Origin of the sequence: Sphingomonas sp. 28-62-11, from assembly GCF_002278865.1 — a bacterium.
In the GTDB taxonomy this organism is placed as follows: domain Bacteria; phylum Pseudomonadota; class Alphaproteobacteria; order Sphingomonadales; family Sphingomonadaceae; genus Sphingomonas.
The window spans coordinates 91,377-110,225 of sequence record NZ_NCGB01000001.1 but is presented as its reverse complement, the minus strand read 5'-3'; the positions used below and the strand labels follow the sequence as shown (position 1 = coordinate 110,225).

Here is an 18,849-nt window from a genome sequence, read left to right as displayed (position 1 = left end):
CGCCTGTGCGCGACCCCCGTTTTCGCTGGCGTGACGGTTGCGGTGGCGCGCGCATGATCCAGATATTCGCCTTTTATCTGTTTGCCTCGATCGTCCTGATCTCCGGCGCGATGACGATTGCGTCGCGCAACCCGGTCCACTCGGTGCTGTGGCTGATTTTCGCCTTTTTCAACGCGGCCGGGCTGATGCTGCTGGTCGGGGCCGAATTCATCGCGATGCTGCTGGTGATCGTTTATGTCGGCGCCGTTTCGGTGCTGTTCCTGTTCGTCGTGATGATGCTCAACATCGATTTCGCCGAAATGCGGCAGGGCTATGTTCGCTATCTCTGGCCTGGTCTGGCGCTTGCGGTGGCATTGGCGGCGGAGCTGTTCGTGGCACTGGGCGCCTGGCAATCGGGCGGAATCGCGCTTGGTCGGCGGATCGCGCCGATGACGGGTGAGGTGCCCAATATCGAGGCGATCGGGAACCTGCTCTACACGCGGTATCTCTACATCTTCGAGGGTGCCGGGTTGGTGCTGCTCGTTGCGATGATCGGCGCGATCGTGCTCACGCACCGTCAGCGTGGCGGCGTGAAGCCACAAAATATCGCCCGCCAGGTCGCCCGCCGCCCGCGCGATGCGACGCGCAATGTCGATGCGCCCGTCGGCCAGGGGGTCGAGCTGTGATCGGTTTGGTCCATTACCTCGTGGTCGCGGCCATCCTGTTCACGATGGGGGTGCTCGGCATCTTCCTGAACCGGAAGAACATCATCGTCATTTTGATGGCGATCGAGCTGATCCTGCTCGCGGTGAACCTGAATTTCGTCGCCTTCTCCGCTTATCTCGGCGATCTGGTGGGGCAGGTGTTCGCGATGTTTGTGCTCACGGTCGCGGCGGGTGAAGCGGCGATCGGTCTCGCGATCCTTGTCATCTATTTCCGCGGCCGCGGCACGATTTCGGTCGACGATGTCAACCGGATGAAGGGTTAGTTTTCCGTGGGAGCATCGATCCTACTCATCGTTTTCCTGCCTTTGCTCGCGGCCATCGTCGCCGGGTTGGGCAACCGCGCGATCGGCAATGTGCCCGCGAAGGTGCTGACCACTGGCGCGCTGTTCGCCTCGGCAGCACTCAGCTGGCCGATCTTCCTTGGCTTTTTCGCTGGGACGGCCACCCCCAGCGTAACGCCGGTGTTCGACTGGATCCGATCGGGCAGTCTCGACATTGTGTGGTCGTTGCGCGTCGATGCGCTGACGAGTGTGATGCTGGTCGTCATCACCTCGGTCTCCGCGCTCGTCCATCTGTATAGCTGGGGCTATATGGAGGAGGACCCGGATCAACCGCGCTTCTTCGCCTATCTTTCGCTGTTCACCTTCGCGATGCTGATGCTGGTGACTGCCGATAACCTCGTCCAGATGTTCTTCGGCTGGGAAGGGGTGGGGCTCGCCTCCTACCTGCTGATCGGTTTCTGGTTTCGCAAGCCAAGCGCCAGCGCCGCAGCGATCAAGGCGTTCGTCGTCAACCGCGTCGGCGATCTGGGCTTCATGCTCGGCATTTTCGGCACCTATCTGGTTTTCAACACCGTCCAGATCGACGAAATCCTGCGGCTTGCACCCGGCATGGCGGGATCGACGATCGGTTTCCTGTGGTTCCGCGCCGATACGATGACGGTGTTGTGCCTGTTGCTGTTCGTCGGCGCGATGGGCAAATCGGCGCAGCTTGGCCTCCACACCTGGCTGCCCGACGCGATGGAGGGGCCGACGCCCGTTTCCGCGCTGATCCATGCCGCAACGATGGTGACCGCGGGCGTGTTCATGGTTTGCCGCCTGTCGCCGATGTTCGAGACGAGCCCGGTCGCACTGACAGTGGTGACGACGGTGGGGGCCGCAACTTGCTTCTTCGCCGCGACGATCGGGCTGGTGCAGACCGATATCAAGCGCGTGATCGCCTATTCTACCTGTTCGCAGCTGGGCTACATGTTTTTCGCGGCGGGCGTCGGTGCCTATGGCGCGGCGATGTTCCACTTGTTCACCCACGCTTTCTTCAAAGCGTTGTTGTTCCTGGGCGCGGGCAGCGTGATCCACGCGATGCACCATGAGCAGGATATGCGTTTCTATGGCGGCCTGCGGAAATCGATTCCGGTCACCTTCTGGGTGATGATGATGGGGACGCTCGCGATCACGGGTGTCGGTATCCCCGGCGTGATCGAAGGGCTGCCCGCGATCGGCTTTGCCGGCTTCCATTCCAAGGACGCGATCATCGAAGGGGCATGGGCATCGGGGCAGACCGGCGCGTCGATTGTTGGGATGATCGTGGCGCTTATCACCAGCTTCTATTCGTGGCGGCTGATGTATCTGACTTTCTATGGCAAGCCGCGCTGGGCGCAGTCCGAGCATATCCAGCATGCGATGCACGCGCATGACGATCACGGGCATCACGACGATTCTCATGCGCACCACACGCATGACGATCACGGCGACGGCACGGCCGGCTATCATCCGCATGAAAGCCCCTGGTCGATGCGGCTGCCGTTGTTGCTGCTATCGATCGGCGCGATCGCCGCCGGGTTCGTGTTCCACGGCGCGTTTATAGAGCCCGAGGCGGGTGAAGCTTTCTGGAAGGGCAGCATCGCGTTCCGTGAGCACCTGATGCACGAAATCCATGAAGTGCCGCTGTTGGTGAAACTGAGCGCGAGCATCGCGATGCTTGCAGGGCTGGGCGGGGCGTATCTTGCCTATATCGTCCGGCCGTCACTGCCCGGCCAATTCGCGCGCAGCTTCAGCGTCGTGTATGATTTCCTGCTCCACAAATGGTATTTCGACGAGCTGTACGACCTGTTGTTCGTGAAGCCCGCTTTCGTGCTCGGCCGGTTTTTCTGGCGGCAGGGCGATGAGCAGACAATCAACCGCTTCGGCCCGGACGGCGCGGCTTATGTCGTCGCGATGGGCAGCCGGATGGCTGGGCGCCTTCAGACCGGCTATATCTATACCTATGCGTTCGTGATGCTGATCGGGCTGACCGCGGTTGTTACCTGGGCGATTGCAAGCTGATGGCGATGACCGGCCTTCCCATCCTGACGATCATGATCGCGGTGCCCGCCATTGCAGCGGTGCTGTGCCTGTTCCTGAACGCCAGCGGCGCGCGCTGGCTGGCGCTGCTGGCGACGCTGATCGATTTCGCGCTCGGCGCCTATCTCTGGACCCATTTCGATATCGGCGGGCCGCAATGGCAGTTCGTCGAGCATGCCCAACTGCCGCTGTTCGGCCGGTTTGGCTGGGCACTGGGGATCGATGGTTTTGCGCTGTTGCTGATCATGCTCAGCGTGTTCCTGATGCCGATCTGCATCGGCGCGAGCTGGGAGACGATCCAGAAGCGCGTGCCTGAATATATGGCGGCGTTCCTCGTCACCGAAATGCTGATGATCGGCACGTTCGCGGCGCAGGATCTGTTCCTGTTCTACGTTTTCTTCGAAGCCGGGCTGATCCCGATGTACCTGATCATCGGCATCTGGGGCGGTGCGAACCGCATCTATGCGAGCTACAAATTCTTCCTCTACACTTTGCTCGGTTCGGTGCTGATGCTGATCGCGATGCTGTGGATGGCGCAATATGCGGGCACCACCGATATTCCGACATTGCTCAATACCGACTTCCCCGATTACGCGCAGACTTGGCTGTGGCTGGCGTTCTTCGCATCGTTCGCGGTGAAGATGCCGATGTGGCCGGTCCATACCTGGCTGCCCGACGCGCATGTGCAGGCACCCACCGCCGGATCGGTGATCCTCGCGGGCGTGCTGCTGAAGCTGGGCGGGTATGGCTTCCTGCGCTTCTCGGTGCCGATGTTCCCTGAAGCCTCGGCGCAATTGACCTGGCTGATCCTCGCCCTGTCGGCAGTGGCGGTGATCTACACGTCGCTCGTCGCGCTGGTGCAGTCCGACATGAAGAAGCTGATCGCCTATTCTTCCGTCGCGCATATGGCGATTGTGACGATCGGCCTGTTCGCGTTCAACCAGCAGGGCATCGAAGGCGCGATGATCGTGATGCTCAGCCACGGGCTGGTGTCCGCCGCGCTCTTCCTGTGCGTGGGTGTGATCTACGATCGGCTGCATACGCGCGAGATCGACCGGTACGGCGGCCTCAGCATCAACATGCCGCGCTATGCCGTGCTGTTCCTGCTGTTCACGATGGCCTCAGTCGGCTTGCCGGGGACGAGCGGCTTTGTCGGCGAGTTTTTGAGTCTCGCTGGCACCTATCAGGTATCGACCACCGCGACGTTGCTTTGCACGACCGGCATCATTCTGGGCGCTGGCTATATGCTCTATCTCTACCGCCGGATCGCCTTTGGCGAGATCGTGCATGACGATGTCCGCGCGATGCCTGATCTGAGTTTGCGTGAAATGGCGCTGCTGGTGCCAATCGCGGCGGCGGTGCTGTGGATGGGCGTTTACCCCGAAAGCTTTATCGCGCCGATGCGGGATGATGCCGCAACGCTGGTTGCGCGCGTTGCGCGCGCCACGCCAGAAGGCGATTCACAGCCAACAGCCGGTACGCCGGGCGCGGCCACGCCCCATGCGGAGGCGCATTAATGGATTATACCGCCAATCTGGTGATGACCTTGCCGGAGATCGTGCTGTCGATCGGTGCGCTGGTGTTGATGCTTGTCGCGGCCTGGGGCGGGCAGGCGGCATCGCGCGCGATTTCCTGGACCGCGGTGGCCGTACTGGTCGGTGCCGGCATCGCGCTGATCGGCCCCGCATCAAGTGGCGGGACGGCGTTTTACGGGCTGTACCACGCTGACGGCTTTGCCGCCTTTTCCAAGGTGCTGATCTACGGCGCGGCGGCCGTGGCGATCATCATCGCGCCGCGTTTCTTCGATTCGACCACCGGCGATAATCTGCGCCCTGAATATCCCGTACTGATCCTGCTCTCGGCCGTCGGCATGGGGATGATGGTGTCGGCGGGTGATCTGCTGACGCTTTATGTCGGCCTCGAACTGCAGAGCCTTGCCGCCTATGTGCTGGCGAGCTTCATGCGGCAGGATGCGCGATCGGCCGAGGCTGGCCTGAAGTATTTCGTGCTCGGTGCGCTCGCGAGCGGCATCCTGCTTTACGGCATGTCGCTGGTGTACGGCTTTTCGGGCACGACCGTGTTCAGTTCGATCGCAACGGCTTATGGCGAAGGGCATTCGAAGGGGCTGACCTTTGGTCTCGTGTTCGTGTTCGCCGGACTCGCCTTCAAGATGAGCGCAGTGCCGTTCCACATGTGGACGCCCGACGTTTATGAAGGCGCGCCGACCCCGGTCACCGCCTTTTTCGGCAGCGCACCCAAGGTGGCGGCGATCGCGCTGACGGTGCGCGTTGCAGTTGAGGCGATGGGGCCAGCCGTCCTTGAATGGCGGCAGATCGTGATCTTCGCTTCACTCGCTTCGATCGTGCTGGGCGCTGCGGGCGCCATCGGCCAGACCAACATCAAGCGGCTGCTGGCCTATTCGTCGATCAACAACGTCGGCTTTGCGCTGGTCGGCCTTGCCGCCGGATCGGCCGAGGGTGTAGCTGCGGTGCTCGTCTACCTCGCGATATATGTCGTGATGACGCTAGGGAGCTTTCTCATCGTCCTGCAGATGCGGGGCGTTGACGGACAGCCCATCGAGGCAATCGACAGTTTGTCGGGCCTTTCGCGTACCCAGCCGCGGCTGGCGCTGGCGATGGCGATCATGATGCTCTCGCTGGCGGGCATTCCGCCGCTGTTCGGCTTCTACGCCAAGCTCGCGGTGTTCTGGGCGGCGGTTGAGGCCGATCTGTTTGCCTTTGCCGCGATCGGTATCGCCGCGTCGGTAATTGGAGCCTATTATTATCTGCGGATCTTGAAGACCATGTATATCGACGAGCCTGCAGGTCCTGGCTTTGCGCCGATGCAGAGCAAGCTTGAAGGCGGGCTGATCCTTGCTTCCGCCGCGTTCCTTTCGCCGCTTGGATATCTCGCCATCCCTGCCATGGGGGTGTGGAGCATGGCCGCAGCCCAGGTGATGTTCCCATAATCACCATAAGATCGGTCGCCGAAACCGGATCGACCAATGCCGACATGATCGCGCTTGCCGCCTCGGGGGCCGAGGAAGGGCTGTGGTTGCGTGCCGAGCGCCAGACGGCGGGGCGCGGGCGGCAGGGGCGGGCGTGGCAATCGCCACTGGGTAATCTCTACGCGAGCACGCTGGTGCGGCTGCGCCCTGGTGATCCGCCCCCGGCGACGCTGGCGCTGGTGGCGGCCGTCGCGCTGGAGGAAGTGGTGAGCGCCTATTTCGGGCATCACAACGCCACGCTCAAATGGCCCAACGATTTGCTGCTCGGCGGCGCTAAGCTGTCGGGTATCCTGCTCGAGCGGGCCGGGGACGCGATTGTGATCGGGTTCGGCGTTAATCTGGCGCACCACCCGGTCGATCTCGATCGTCCCGCGACCAGCCTCGCCGCGCACGGGGTAACGCCGACGCCCGATGATTTTGTCAGCACTCTCGCCGACGCGCTCGCGCGCTGGATTGCGCGGTGGCGCGGGGAGGGGCTGGCCCCCGTGCGCGACCGATGGATGGCGCGCGCCCACACCCCCGGCACCGCGCTCACCGCGCGCTTGCCCGATGGCAGCGCGGTGGATGGCATTTTCGAACGGCTCGAGGGTGACGGCGCGCTGATCCTGCGCTTGGCGGACGGCACCGCGCGTGCCATTCACGCAGGCGATGTGTTTTTGATCTGAAGGGCTTTTGGCCATGCTGCTCGCGATCGATGCTGGAAATACCAATGTGGTTTTCGCCCTGCTGAAAGATCGGGCGATCGTCGCGCGTTGGCGCATCGCCACTGATCCGCGCCGCACGGCGGACGAATATGCCGTATGGCTGAGCCAGCTGCTTCAGCTGGAGGGGCATGATCGCAGCGACATTCACGGCGTTATCATCGCCACGGTCGTTCCCCGCGCGCTCCACAATCTGCAGACGCTGGCGCGCAAATATTTCGGTGGCGAGCCGCTGATCGCAGGGCAGTCGCCGGTCGAATGGGGGATCGAGATCGATGTCAAGGAACCCGGATCGCTGGGTGCCGACCGCGCGGTCAATACGATCGCTGCCCATGCGCTATATCCCGGCGACTTGATCGTCATCGATTTCGGCACCGCGACCACCTTTGATGTCGTCGATTATACCGGGGCGTATAAGGGTGGCATCATCTGTCCGGGTATCAACCTCTCGCTTGATGCGCTGGTGACGGCGGCGGCCAAGTTGCCCCGTATTGCCATTGAGGCACCTGCCGATATGAGTGTCATCGGCCGCGATACCGTCAGCCAGATGCATATCGGCATATACTGGGGCTATATCGCGATGATGGAAGGGCTGGTCGCGCGCCTGAAGGCGGAGGTCGGCCGACCGGTCAAGGTGATCGCCACGGGCGGTCTGGCGATCCTGTTCGAACGTCAAACCGATGTTTTTGATCATGTCGAACCCGATCTGACCATTCAGGGACTGGCGATGTTGTGGGATCGCGCCCATATAGCTGCCTAGAGCATATGGCAGCGCGTACCTGTTCGAGCACCGATCTGGCAGCGCCGCTTTCCCATTCTCTTCGAAATTCATGCGCCTGACCGCGCACTCCCATGGCCGTTCGCCACCGCGAGTGGCCGAAACAGAAAGAACAAGAACTTAGTGACTGTCCCGAAGAAAGAACTCCTGTTCCTGGCCCTGGGTGGGTCGGGCGAAATCGGCATGAACGTCAATCTCTATGGCTGTGATGGCAAATGGGTGATGGTCGATTGCGGCATCACCTTTGCCGATCCCAATTATCCGGGCGTCGACGTGATCCTGCCGGATCTGGCGTTCATTGAAGAGCGGATCGACGATCTGCTCGGCATCGTGCTGACGCATGGCCATGAAGACCATATCGGCGCGCTGCCCTATCTGGCCGAGGATCTGGGCGTGCCGTTGTTCGCGTCCCCCTTCACCGCCGGTCTGATCCGCGGCAAGCTGGACGAGGAAGGCATTGCCGACCGTGTAAAGCTCAACATCGTGAAGGCCGGCAAGGATTTCCAGCTCGGGCCGTTCGGCTTCCGCTTCGTGCCTGTGGCGCATTCCATTCCCGAGGGTAACGCCCTGTTGATCACCACGCCGTACGGCAAGGTATTCCACACCGGCGACTGGAAGCTCGATGACGAACCCGTCATCGGAGCGCCAGCGAGCGCCGAAGTGATGACCGCGATCGGTGACGAAGGCGTGCTCGCGCTCGTCTGCGATTCGACCAATGTGTTCAATCCCGAAGCCTCAGGCTCCGAAAGCAGCGTCCGCAAGGGGCTGTACGATGTCGTCTCCGCCGCCAAGGGCCGTGTGCTCGTCACTACCTTCGCGTCCAACGCCGCCCGCCTGAAAACGCTGGGCGAGGTTGCGCGCGATACGGGCCGCGCGATGTGTGTGGCAGGGCGCTCGCTCGATCGCATCCTGAAAGTCGCGCAGGCCACCGGCTACCTCACCGATTTCCCCGAAAGCGTCGATTGGGATGCGGCGATGCGCTTGCCGCGCGACAAGGTGCTGATCGTCGCGACCGGCGGGCAGGGGGAGGAACGCGCTGCGCTCGCCCGGGTTGCGTTCGGATCGCATCAGATTTCGCTCGATGCGGGCGATACCGTGGTCTTTTCGTCGAAACAGATCCCCGGTAACGAAGTCGCCATCGGCCGCATCCAGAATGCACTGGCGGCCAAAGGCGTGATCATGATCACCGATCGGCAGGCGCATGTGCACGTCTCGGGCCATCCCGGCCGCCCCGAACTGGCGACGATGTATGGCTGGATCCGCCCGGAACTGCTGATGCCCGTGCACGGTGAGATGCGGCACATGATGGAACATGCACGCTTCGGCCTGTCGCAGGGGGTGCCCCGCGCGCTGGTGCAAAGCGATGGCGATATCGTTCGGCTCGCGCCCGGCGCGCCCGAAAAGATCGGCCATGCACCGGTCGGTCGGCTCGTGCTCGATGGTGACGTGATCCTCCCGGCGGATGGCACCACCATCAACGAACGCCGCAAATTGGCGCTCAACGGCCAGATTTCGGTCGCAGTCGCGGTCGGCAAGAACGGGGCGCTGATGGGGCAGCCCCAGCTCAAGATTCAGGGGATACCGGTCGAGGAAGACCGGGAGCCTTTCCTCGACGAAGCGAGCGATGCCGCTGCCAAGGCCGTGCGCGACGGCGGCAAGGATCGCGACAAGACCCGCGAACAGGTGCGCCTTGCCGTGCGCCGCGTCGCGGGGCGCTGGACCGGCAAAAAGCCGATCGTCGACGTGCTGCTGATCGAGGCCTGATCCGATGCAGATCACTTCCATGCTCGCCATCTATTTCCTGATGTGGGCATTTTCGATCTTCCTCGTCCTGCCCTTCGGGGTGCGGACGGCGGAAGAGGCAGGGGTTGAGCGAATCCCGGGGCAAGCCGAAAGCGCGCCGCATCAATTCAGCTTCGGCAAGATCGCGCTGCGCACGACGATCGTTGCCACGGTGATGTTTGTGCTGTTCCTGCTGAACTATGAATTTGGCTGGGTGCGTGCGGAAACGTTCGATTTCTTCGGCGGGATGAAGCCGGTAACATAACGGCCCTGTCGGTCGCCGCGATCGTTGACGTTAGATCAGACCCATGTCGCGTGCTTTCATCGCGGCATCGGTTCGGTTCGCCGCCCCCAATGCCGCCAGCGCCTGAGCGATATGCGCTTTCACCGTCGATGGTGAAATCGCAAGCGTTCGGGCGATTTCCTTGTTCGTTTCGCCGTCACCGATTAGCCGCAGGACTTCAATCTGGCGCGGCGACAGACGCTCGGTCGACTTCTCCAACGGATTGGCAAACGTCGCCATCTCACCAATGCGTGGGGGCAGGTAACGCCCGCCGGCCAGGACCAGTTCGATGGCAGCGGCGATCATGGCGGTGTTGGCCGATTTGAAAATGAATCCGGCCACCCCGTCATCAAGCAGCGCGAGCATCAGCGCATCGTTCTGCGCTGCCGTGACGATCACGATCCGCGTATCGGGCGCGCGGTGCCTGATTTGGGCAATGCCCTCGCGTGGCAGGGATCCCGCCATGCCCAAATCAACCAGGCACAAATCGGGCTGACGCTCGGCAACCGCCCATGCCGATGGATAATCATCGGCCTGCCATATTGTCGCCAGGGGCCATTTCGTTTCCACCGACATCGCCAACGCATCGCGAACCAGGGCGTGATCATCGGCGATCAGGCAGCTTTCCACAGTCGCTCCTCGCGGGCAGATGGTGCCGCTGCCAGCCGCAGGCGAAAGGCGGCGCCGCGCTGCCATCGCTGATCCAGCATGATGTCACCCTGCATCAATTCCATCATCCGCCGCGATGACGACAGGCCGATTCCAAACCCGCCAACGGCCGCTCCATTACCGCTCCCTTGAACATAATCGTCGAACAGGCGCGGGATATCGTCAGCGCCGATCCCGCGTCCATCATCGATAACCCAGAGGACGATCGATTCTGCCTGTTGGCGCGCACCGAGCAAAATGCGCGCGCCGTTCGAATGCCGGATGGCGTTGCCGATCACGTTGTTCAGCGCTCTTTGCAGCATGGCCGCATCGGCCAACACCCATTTGCTGCTGGGCACCGCGATCAACCGAATTTTTGCGGCACTCGCGGCGGGCAGGTGATGCTCGATGATATTGGCAAACACTGCTTCGAGCGCGACGGGCTCGATCCGTGCCGTGACGGCCCCTGCCTCGAAGCGCAAATGATCCAGCATTGTTTCAAGCAGGGCATCGACCGCGGCAAATGCCCGGCGCGCACCCGTGGCAGCGCGTTCTCGAAGGCGCGGATCACCATCCGATAACGCTCGTTCGAAATACAGGGCAGCGGCCTGCACTGGCTGGCGAAGATCATGCGACGCGGCAGCGATGAACCGCGTCTTGGCATCGCGTTGCGTGGCGGCATCGGCCAAAGCTGCGGCCAGGGCGGTATTGGCACGCTCGGTATCGGCCCGGGCGCTGATCGCCGCCTGAATGGACTGATAGGTCATTCGGTGCAACCCGACCAGGCTGATGGCGACAGCGCCAAGCACAATGGCCAGCGGCACGGCGTAAGGCAGTTGATAGACGAGGACGAAGGCAATCGCGGATGCCATCACGGCCATTTGTTCCATCATCTGCCACGGGCCAGGATCGGCACCCAGCACCATCGCCACAAAAGTGGTGTACAACACCAGCATGACGTACTGCAGCGGCAGATCGGCATTGGGGAGCAGAATCCAGATACTCAAAGCGATCAACGCTGACATCGCAAAGGTCGTCAACCGCGATATCTTGGCATAGGGGCGAAGGGCAGCTTCAGTGCTCGGCCCCTGAATCGCAAATGCCACGGTCAGCAACATTGGAGAGGCGATAACGAGGCCCATTCCCGCCAGCCAAGGATTGAGCACTTCTGGCGCCACACGACCGTGAAACGTGATGCCGATGAAGATGATCGTCCCTGCCAGCGTAAACACGCCCAAAATCGCGCGCGACGCCCGAGCGGTCAGCTGGGTGGCATAAGCGCGCCCGGTTTCGTCGAAATTGCGGAGTAGCCAGCGTTCGAAGGCATCGATCATTGTTCTGGCCGCCTCCCCCATGCGGCCTATCCATGTGGTTGATAGCGAAGGCGGGAGATAAGCGTCTAGTCTGATTATTAAAGTTGGCGTGAAGGGCGGGTGATGGCCGTTGGACGGGTTCCCGATTCGACTGATCTGCGCGGTGCCGGCAATGTATTTGGTGGCTTTGACCCGATCGGCCCGAACACCCTGAATGCTATTTTGACCTGTGTTCAGGAAGTGCGCCGACGCTTGCCGCAGCGGCCCAAATGCAATTCTTCGACGCTGCTCATCCAATATGGCCAGCGCATCATTGCCGGGACAGCGCCAATTGACCGGCCGTTAACTCGCGATCAGCAGGCAACGGGGCTAGCAGATAAGGCGGCCGACAGCGACGCCGGCTTGGCTCTGTGCGTCGACCAACCCTCGCGGTCTGCGGTGGCGACCCTGCTGACGCTCAAGGCGAGTTTGGCAACGGGGCAGCCATTTGCCTTTCTTTTCCTGCAAGGCCATGATTCTCGATCGGTTGCGACGCCGGGCAGTCGGATCGATCGGCCATCTCCAGATGATGGTCGCGCCAATGCGCATACAGCCGTCGCTGTTGGGTATGACGACGCGCAGCAGGCCTTCATGATCATCGAGGCGTCACCCGAACGCACCCCAGCCGATGGCAATATTCTATTCCTGTCCTACGCCTATGTGACCCATCCGGTACTGGCACAGGATGTTTGGACGATCAGAACCCTGAACGGAGGCGCCTGACGACGACGGCGGTATCGTCGTTTCCGGTTTGAGAACGGTGTGCGCTGGATTGGCAAGAAGCCGATCGTTGATGTGCTGCTGATCGAGGCCTGATCCGATGCAGATCACCTCGATGATCGTCATCTATTTCCTGATGTAGGCATTCTCCATCTTCCTCGTCCTGCCGTTCGGGGTGCGGACGGCGGAAGAGACGGGGGCGGAGCGAATACCCGGCCAGGCCGAAAGCGCGCCGCATCAGTTCAGCTTCGGCAAAATCGCGCTGCGCACGACAATCGTTGCAACGGTGATGTTCGTGCTGTTCCTGCTGAACTACGAATATGGCTGGGTGCGCGCGGAAACATTCGACTTTTTTGGCGGGATGAAACCGGTCACCTGATCGCTCGGGCAGCGGCGCCTGATCGAAATGCCTTACTGACAGGGATGAGCGCCAAGCCTAGGGCCGCTGGATGACCAGCAACCCAACCCCAGCCGACACCGTCCGGTATCGACGCCATGGCTTGATCCGCATCGGCGGGGAAAAATCATGAGTTACAGCTTTCCGCCCACGCGTGCGGCAGGGATGCAGCGATTATCCGGCTTTTTGCCTCGATCGGGGAGGGATTACGCGGCGGGGCGCAATACCGATAACGGGCCCGACGGACACGCTCATACGTCGTTACTCTCCCCCTATCTGCGTCACCGGCTGATTGCCGAGCGCGAGGTCGTGCAGGCCGTGTTGGCGCGCCACGGGATCGCCACGGCGGAAAAATACATCCAGGAAGTGCTTTGGCGCACTTATTGGAAGGGCTGGCTGGAAATGCGGCCCAGTGTCTGGTCGCGCTTCCTTGAAGAACGCGATCACGCACGGCAACATTATCCCGATGCGCGCGCGATCGCTGCTGCTGAAAGCGGTACGACGGGCATTGATGGTTTTGACGATTGGGCACGCGAATTGGTCGCGACTGGCTATCTGCATAACCATGCCCGGATGTGGTTCGCGTCGATCTGGATCTTCACGCTTCGGTTGCCTTGGGCGCTCGGTGCGGATTTCTTTTTGCGGCATCTGATCGATGCCGATGCGGCCAGCAACACGCTATCATGGCGCTGGGTCGGCGGGCTGCAGACGGCGGGCAAGGTCTATCTCGCCAGCGCTGACAATATCGCGCGCTACACCGGCGGGCGGTATGCGCCCAAGGGGCTCGCGACCGAGGCATCAGCGCTGGTCGCGGCGCCGATTGCTACTCCTGCCGCGCTTGCTGAGCTGCCTGATCGTTATGAGGGTAAACCAGCGCTGCTCTTGGTGACGCCTGAGGACATGTCTCCCGAAAGCTGGATTGCCAGTAACACCCCGATCGCCGCCGTTGCGGTGACGACGGCGTCGAACCTTGCCTGGGGGGATCGATCAGCTCGATTTGTGGCCGGTGCCGCCGATGATGCTGCCCAGCGAATCGGTGCGCATTACCGATGCTCGGTCGATCGGCTCTCAATACTCGATGCCGATGCGGTGATCGCCGCCGCACAAAAGGCGAAGCTGCGCCACATCGTGATGCCCTATCCGCCAGTCGGCCCGGTGGCGACGGCGATGAAGGCCTTTGAGCCCGCCCTCGCAGATGCCGGCATGACGCTTCACGTGCTCCGCCGATCCTGGGATTCGCGGTTCTGGCCGCATGCAAAAAAGGGCTTTTTCGTCTTCAAGGAAGCCATCCCTGCCGAATTGCTGGCGGAAGGACTTGTCACTCGATAGGGCGCGGCGCCGACGGTCGTAGTCGGTTCGACCAATCCCCAATCTCCCAGGGCCATCCGATTTAATCGAGCCTGTTTCGGTGCCAGGTTTTGCCAGGCCTTGAGCGGGGTGGGTGCAGCGTGACGCGCTCCGCACAGGCGACCGCCGATTGCGCAAATGCGTTCAAGCCTTTCGGGATGATCACCGCCATATGCGCGGTACGTCGAAGCTCGCCGTGGCTGGAACAAAAAGGACATATGTCATGCAATTCAGGATGTTCTGCGCGGTAACCGCAGTCTTCGTTTCTGTCTTCGCGCCCAATACCGCCCAATCACAAGACGACCGCGCTCAAGCCGGAATCGTCATGCAGGTCGATGCGCTGAAGACAGGTGCAGGCTTAGTGTATTGCGATCTGTACAACACTGAAAAGGGTTTCCCCAACAAACCGGAGCGCGCCATCGCCCGCGTTAAAGTGAAGCCGACGGGGAAAAAGGCGGACTGCGTTTTCCGTGATGTGAAGGAGGGCCGATACGCTGTGGCGCTGTGGCATGATGTTGATGATGACGGCAAACTCGACACCAATTTTCTGGGCATCCCCCGCGAACCGGTCGGCAGTTCAAATAATGCGAAGGGGCGCTTTGGCCCCCCGAAGTTTCGCGACGCGGCCTTCGATTACAAGCCGCCTTTGTTGAAGCAGACCGTTCGACTGGAGTGACCGTCGATGAACATCAGCGGTAACACCGTGCTTGTGACGGGCGGGGGGGCTGGCATTGGCCTCGCCATTGCAACCGTGTTCGCGCGGCGTGGCAATGATGTCATCATTTGTGGTCGCGATGAGCGCAGGCTCCACGCCGCAAAGCAGGCCGTTCCGTCGCTTCACACCCTGGCCTGCGATGTTGCCGTTCGGTCAGAGCGTCATCGCCTGTTCGAATGGGTGACGACCGAATTTCCGAACGTCAACATGGTGATCAACAACGCTGGTATTCAGCGCGAGACCAGTTTTCTGACCGGCGCGCCTGAGCTGTTCGACGGTGAAAGCGAGATCGAGACGAACTTGACTGCGAGCATCGAACTGTCTGCGCTATTCGTCCCGCATTTTCTGACGCTGGACGGCAGAGCAGCGATCATCAATGTCACGTCGGGGCTGGCCTTCATTCCGCTCAAGTCCGTGCCGGTATATTGTGCGACAAAAGCGGGCTTGCACTCGTTTTCGATGTCGCTCCGGTCGCAGCTAGCGCCGACGAACATCAGCGTTTTTGAGCTCATCCCGCCGATTGTAAAAACCGAGTTGCATCGCAGTGACCAGTCACGAAAGCAGGCGACGAAACAAGGTATCGCCCCGGCGCGCGTCGCCAAGAAGCTGGTCAAAGCGATCCGGAACGACCGGTTTCAGATTCCCGTGGGACAGGGGGGCGACCTGATTTGGGCATCTCGGCTGGCGCCGCATTTTTTCCATCGGATGCTGAACAAGCTGGTCGATTCATGACGCGGTCATGCACCAAGCGTGGCGCCATCGGGAATCCCGAATGGTTCGGCCCCGGCGATCCGGCGTGACCATTGGGACGGTGCAATGCCATATTGCGCCCGAAAGGTTCGGCTGAGATGCGCTGTGTCGGAAAAACCGGCATTATGGGCTGCGGCCAGGACCGAGCTGCCGCTGGCAAGCGCCCGAGTGGCAAGCGCCAATCGTAATTGCTTGCGATAAAGCGCTGGCGTTAAACGGTAATAGGCTTTGAACTGTCGACTGAGTTCCGATCCGCTCAGGCCGACGGCATCGGCAATGTCGGTTATCCGCACCTGGTTCCGGTGATCGGCGCGAAGCATTGCCGCGGCACGCGCAGCCGCGTTGCCGTGTCCATTGACGGTTTCAAGTGGGGCAAAGGCAATGCCCACCCAATCGAGTATCGTATCGAGCAACGGCGCTTCGATTGATCGGGTCGAAACACCGTCGAGCAGGCAAATGGCAAACCGCATGAGCATCTGGGCGAGCGCCTGTGGTGCAGGCTGGGCTGCCGCACCGATCGGCGCAAGGTCGAGCGATGCGGCGAGAACATATTTGTCGGGGATGAAAACGGTGAGGAAGTCAGATCCGGGTAGATTGTCTCCACGATGGGCGAACCCGGCGTCGATCCACATCCAATCGCCGCTGCGCATTTGCAAATTTCCGCCGCCAAATTCGACCGCGCAACCACCGTCCCCCCAGGTCAATGTCAGGCTGGCGGATGGCGGAACGATCGACCAGCTCGTCACTTCTCGAAGATTACGGCCGATCATCACCCAGCAGTCGCTATCGCGGGATGCACCATAATGTCGGCCCGATGATAGGCCCATCAGGCGTGCCAACGCCGCATCGATCGCTTCATTCTCCAAGACGAAAGCTCAACGACATAAAGACTTAGCGCCACATGAATGCATCAATTCGTGCCAGCACGTCACCCCCGGCAACTCTCAGGATTGCGCCCCGATCCTGTTCAAATCGGCGTTGACGCAAACCCTAACTCCGGAGCCGCTCGATCGCCTGCGCCAGTGCCACATAGAGCTTGCCCATGTCGGACGACAGCAAGGTCACCCCCATCGGCGATCCGTCACGCTGGGCGAGCACGGTGCGCAGCATCGCTTCGAAATCATGGATGTAGCGGTTCACTTGTTCGCGGAAACCGCCGTCGTCATCATAAAGCCGGGCCACGTCCCGGGCCTCACCCGCATCGAGCAGCCGCACTGCGCGCCGCGTGAACACGCCGCGATCGCCCTTCAGATAAGCCGCCCAGGCGCTGTCGCTGACCTCGGTCGAGAAACTCTTGGCGATATCGATCGCGCCGGAGTTCAGCGCCTCGATCAGAAGCGACGCACGGCGCGCGAAACTGTCGCTGTCGGCCTTGTCGCGTTCGGCTCGGGCATCCTCGATGCGGTTTTCGACCAAGGACGTCGTCTCGGCGATGGTCAGCATCTGGCGCGTCAGGCGGTCGGAGGCGCGGGCTGCTGCCTCGACGGCATTGTCTGCCGCTTCGGCAATTGCGTTGACCTGCTTTTCTACGGCATTGCCCACCGCGCGCTGCATCGCCTGCGCACTGGCGAGTTCGAGCGACTTTGCTGCGTCCGGGATCACGGTCGATAGGGTTTCGCGGGCGCGGTCGGCAGCGGTGCTGGCGGTATCGCGCACCCTGATCAGCGCTTCGACAAGCCGGGGGGCAGCCTGTTCGGCAAAGTCGTGCGTCCGGCTGATCGCTTCGTCGAGCGTCCCGCCGATGGCGCTTGCCTTGTCGCGGCCATCCTCCAGCGTTTGCAACAGCAGGGCCGACAGTTGATCGAGCGTGTGGCGCTGCGTCTGGATGACCTGAGCAATTGCCTCGATCGCGTCATGCGTGCTTTCCGCCGCTGTCACCAGCGCGAGCAGTTCGGGCTTGGCGCCCGCAACGACGTTGCGGCTGCTGGCGATCCGAGCATCGAGCCGCGCGAGCGCCTCGGGCAGGGTTTCGTCGATTTCGCGCGCGGCGGCGTCCATCGAGACGAGCAGGTCCTCAGCGGTAGCAATCACCTTCCGCGCCATATTGTCGCCGATCTTCAGCGTCTCGGTCATCGCGTCGGTCGATCCACCGAGAGCGCTGATCGAAGCAGCAAGCATCTGGGTCCGCTCGATGCCGGTGCTGTGGAAAGTCGCGACCTTGGCTTCGACAGCGGTGAACCCGGTATCCACGTCGCTGACCAGCGCTTCGCTCGCTACGCGCTGCTCATTCAGGCGTTCGGCGATTCGATCGATCATCGTTTCGATCGAACCAATCCTGGCAGCAAGCGCCTCAACCGCCTCCTTGCCTGCGCTATGGAGCGTGGCCTGGTTGACCTCCGCCATGGCGATCATCGCTTCGCCCTGCGCGGCGATGCCCTTCCGTGCCTCATCAACGGCGGCAGCGGTGCGCTCGAGCAGATTGTCGACCGTGCCGGCCATCTCTGCGGTGACGGTTTCGAGTCGCGATCCGGCGGTTTCGCTCGTCGTTTCCATCCGCGCCATATGTGCGGCGAGTTTCTGTGCGGCCATGCCGGCAACGGCGTTGGCCTCGCGCCCGCGCTCGGCCAGTGCCGCCATTTGCGCATCGAGTGCGGCGGCATGATCACTGGCGACCAGCGCGGTCGCTTCCAGCGTCTTGGCCATACCGGCAGTCTCGCCATGCGCCTTGGGCAGCGACGACAGCAAGGTGGAGAGATTGTTCTGTGCGATCGTGATCGCTTCGGTCAGCTTGCGGGCTTGTTCATCAGCGGTTGCGATCTCATGTCCCATGCCGTTGCTGATCGCGACCAATCGTTCGCTGGCGCCGTCGCCCATCTTCATCAGATCATTGGTTTGTTGGGCAAGCGCCTGGCGATTGGCGTCGATCTGGCGCGAGACAATGGCGATCGTGCGCTCAAGCGCCGCGGCCTCAGCGCGCATCTGGCGAGCGGTGACGCCGAAACGGTGCGCTTCTGCGGTGCTCGATCGCATGGCGAGCAGCCACAAAATACCGACCAAGGCCGGGGGCACGCACAAGGCGGCGACGAATTGTACCAGATCAAGCGGCGCAAGCCCCAGCTCGAGCCGCGGCCAGCTGAGCCAGAGCATCGTGCCGAGCCAACCGGCGATCGCCAGGATTGCGACGGCGAGGCCAAGCGCGCGGCCAAGCCCGCCTGCCGGTGGCACTTCATCGATGGCCGTCACGTCTGCCAGATCCGCAGCGATCGGCGCGGTTGCTTCAGACAGGGGAGGGTCGACTGCCATGTTGGTAAGGACAACGTCTCCTTCGCCGGCTGCTGCCGCCGCGTTCAGCCGCAAATCGATAATGCGTGAGCCCCCGTTCATCG

18 protein-coding genes are annotated in these 18,849 nt (G+C 61.9%); 14 read left to right on the top strand and 4 right to left on the bottom strand.

What is annotated here, in order from left to right:
* Window positions 1–53: 53 nt before the first annotated feature.
* The 9 genes from B7Y49_RS00525 (at window position 54) to B7Y49_RS00485 (ending at window position 9,576) form a co-directional block, all read left to right on the top strand.
* The gene (locus B7Y49_RS00525; protein WP_374125597.1) at window positions 54–665 is read left to right on the top strand and encodes an NADH-quinone oxidoreductase subunit J; all 612 of its coding nucleotides are present in this window, start codon (window positions 54–56) and stop codon (window positions 663–665) included.
* Complete coding sequence (gene nuoK / locus B7Y49_RS00520) at window positions 662–967, top strand: NADH-quinone oxidoreductase subunit NuoK (RefSeq protein ID WP_374125596.1); 306 nt, start codon at window positions 662–664, stop codon at window positions 965–967. Before B7Y49_RS00525 ends, nuoK begins: the two co-directional genes overlap by 4 nt.
* 6 nt (window positions 968–973) lie before the next feature.
* Window positions 974–3,025: an NADH-quinone oxidoreductase subunit L gene (nuoL, locus tag B7Y49_RS00515; RefSeq protein ID WP_374125595.1), complete on the top strand. Its 2,052-nt coding sequence runs from the start codon at window positions 974–976 to the stop codon at window positions 3,023–3,025.
* A gap of 5 nt (window positions 3,026–3,030) precedes the next feature.
* Window positions 3,031–4,560 carry an NADH-quinone oxidoreductase subunit M gene (locus B7Y49_RS00510; protein ID WP_374125594.1) on the top strand — a complete coding sequence of 510 codons (1,530 nt, stop codon included), beginning with the start codon at window positions 3,031–3,033 and terminating at the stop codon, window positions 4,558–4,560.
* Entirely contained in the window at window positions 4,560–6,011 is a 1,452-nt protein-coding gene (gene nuoN, locus B7Y49_RS00505; protein WP_374125593.1) for an NADH-quinone oxidoreductase subunit N, read from the top strand. Before B7Y49_RS00510 ends, nuoN begins: the two co-directional genes overlap by 1 nt.
* Entirely contained in the window at window positions 6,011–6,715 is a 705-nt protein-coding gene (locus B7Y49_RS00500; RefSeq protein WP_374125662.1) for a biotin--[acetyl-CoA-carboxylase] ligase, read from the top strand. Before nuoN ends, B7Y49_RS00500 begins: the two co-directional genes overlap by 1 nt.
* Before the next feature lie 13 nt (window positions 6,716–6,728).
* A complete protein-coding gene (locus B7Y49_RS00495; protein ID WP_374125592.1) occupies window positions 6,729–7,511 on the top strand; it encodes a type III pantothenate kinase in 783 nt (260 codons plus the stop codon).
* Window positions 7,512–7,712: 201 nt separating this feature from the next.
* On the top strand, window positions 7,713–9,293 hold the full coding sequence (locus B7Y49_RS00490; RefSeq protein WP_374125661.1) for a ribonuclease J: 1,581 nt from the start codon (window positions 7,713–7,715) through the stop codon (window positions 9,291–9,293).
* A 4-nt stretch (window positions 9,294–9,297) separates the two neighbouring features.
* Complete coding sequence (locus B7Y49_RS00485; RefSeq protein ID WP_374125591.1) at window positions 9,298–9,576, top strand: DUF1467 family protein; 279 nt, start codon at window positions 9,298–9,300, stop codon at window positions 9,574–9,576.
* Between the two features lie 30 nt (window positions 9,577–9,606).
* Here B7Y49_RS00485 and B7Y49_RS00480 read toward each other — a convergent pair whose 3' ends face one another.
* Window positions 9,607–10,224: a LuxR C-terminal-related transcriptional regulator gene (locus B7Y49_RS00480; RefSeq protein WP_374125590.1), complete on the bottom strand. Its 618-nt coding sequence runs from the start codon at window positions 10,222–10,224 to the stop codon at window positions 9,607–9,609.
* Window positions 10,209–11,576: a sensor histidine kinase gene (locus tag B7Y49_RS00475; RefSeq protein ID WP_374125589.1), complete on the bottom strand. Its 1,368-nt coding sequence runs from the start codon at window positions 11,574–11,576 to the stop codon at window positions 10,209–10,211. Before B7Y49_RS00475 ends, B7Y49_RS00480 begins: the two co-directional genes overlap by 16 nt.
* Window positions 11,577–11,678: 102 nt before the next feature.
* On the opposite strand from B7Y49_RS00475, the gene B7Y49_RS00470 reads away from it, so the two are divergent.
* The 5 genes from B7Y49_RS00470 (at window position 11,679) to B7Y49_RS00450 (ending at window position 15,505) form a co-directional block, all read left to right on the top strand.
* The gene (locus tag B7Y49_RS00470; protein WP_374125588.1) at window positions 11,679–12,317 is read left to right on the top strand and encodes a hypothetical protein; all 639 of its coding nucleotides are present in this window, start codon (window positions 11,679–11,681) and stop codon (window positions 12,315–12,317) included.
* Window positions 12,318–12,465: 148 nt separating this feature from the next.
* Window positions 12,466–12,693: a DUF1467 family protein gene (locus B7Y49_RS00465; RefSeq protein ID WP_374125660.1), complete on the top strand. Its 228-nt coding sequence runs from the start codon at window positions 12,466–12,468 to the stop codon at window positions 12,691–12,693.
* Window positions 12,694–12,840: 147 nt separating this feature from the next.
* Window positions 12,841–14,040, top strand: coding sequence for an FAD-binding domain-containing protein (locus B7Y49_RS00460; RefSeq protein ID WP_374125587.1), 1,200 nt, complete (start codon window positions 12,841–12,843; stop codon window positions 14,038–14,040).
* A 241-nt stretch (window positions 14,041–14,281) separates the two neighbouring features.
* Window positions 14,282–14,734: a DUF2141 domain-containing protein gene (locus tag B7Y49_RS00455; protein WP_374125586.1), complete on the top strand. Its 453-nt coding sequence runs from the start codon at window positions 14,282–14,284 to the stop codon at window positions 14,732–14,734.
* A gap of 6 nt (window positions 14,735–14,740) precedes the next feature.
* Window positions 14,741–15,505 carry an SDR family oxidoreductase gene (locus B7Y49_RS00450; RefSeq protein ID WP_374125585.1) on the top strand — a complete coding sequence of 255 codons (765 nt, stop codon included), beginning with the start codon at window positions 14,741–14,743 and terminating at the stop codon, window positions 15,503–15,505.
* Between the two features lie 5 nt (window positions 15,506–15,510).
* Here B7Y49_RS00450 and B7Y49_RS00445 read toward each other — a convergent pair whose 3' ends face one another.
* Both B7Y49_RS00445 and B7Y49_RS00440 read right to left on the bottom strand, forming a co-directional pair.
* Complete coding sequence (locus tag B7Y49_RS00445; RefSeq protein ID WP_374125584.1) at window positions 15,511–16,389, bottom strand: AraC family transcriptional regulator; 879 nt, start codon at window positions 16,387–16,389, stop codon at window positions 15,511–15,513.
* A 124-nt stretch (window positions 16,390–16,513) separates the two neighbouring features.
* Complete coding sequence (locus tag B7Y49_RS00440) at window positions 16,514–18,847, bottom strand: hypothetical protein (RefSeq protein ID WP_374125583.1); 2,334 nt, start codon at window positions 18,845–18,847, stop codon at window positions 16,514–16,516.
* Window positions 18,848–18,849: the final 2 nt, after the last annotated feature.

Excerpts from the sequence above, each read along its gene's own strand:
- B7Y49_RS00485 (WP_374125591.1), top strand. The coding sequence starts at position 9,298 with ATGCAGATCACTTCCATGCTCGCCATCTATTTCCTGATGTGGGCATTT.
- B7Y49_RS00495 (WP_374125592.1), top strand. The coding sequence starts at position 6,729 with ATGCTGCTCGCGATCGATGCTGGAAATACCAATGTGGTTTTCGCCCTG.
- B7Y49_RS00440 (WP_374125583.1), bottom strand. The coding sequence starts at position 18,847 with ATGAACGGGGGCTCACGCATTATCGATTTGCGGCTGAACGCGGCGGCA.
- B7Y49_RS00490 (WP_374125661.1), top strand. The coding sequence starts at position 7,713 with ATGAACGTCAATCTCTATGGCTGTGATGGCAAATGGGTGATGGTCGAT.
- B7Y49_RS00525 (WP_374125597.1), top strand. The coding sequence starts at position 54 with ATGATCCAGATATTCGCCTTTTATCTGTTTGCCTCGATCGTCCTGATC.
- B7Y49_RS00460 (WP_374125587.1), top strand. The coding sequence starts at position 12,841 with ATGAGTTACAGCTTTCCGCCCACGCGTGCGGCAGGGATGCAGCGATTA.
- B7Y49_RS00475 (WP_374125589.1), bottom strand. The coding sequence starts at position 11,576 with ATGATCGATGCCTTCGAACGCTGGCTACTCCGCAATTTCGACGAAACC.
- B7Y49_RS00450 (WP_374125585.1), top strand. The coding sequence starts at position 14,741 with ATGAACATCAGCGGTAACACCGTGCTTGTGACGGGCGGGGGGGCTGGC.
- B7Y49_RS00470 (WP_374125588.1), top strand. The coding sequence starts at position 11,679 with ATGGCCGTTGGACGGGTTCCCGATTCGACTGATCTGCGCGGTGCCGGC.
- B7Y49_RS00510 (WP_374125594.1), top strand. The coding sequence starts at position 3,031 with ATGACCGGCCTTCCCATCCTGACGATCATGATCGCGGTGCCCGCCATT.
- B7Y49_RS00455 (WP_374125586.1), top strand. The coding sequence starts at position 14,282 with ATGCAATTCAGGATGTTCTGCGCGGTAACCGCAGTCTTCGTTTCTGTC.
- nuoN (WP_374125593.1), top strand. The coding sequence starts at position 4,560 with ATGGATTATACCGCCAATCTGGTGATGACCTTGCCGGAGATCGTGCTG.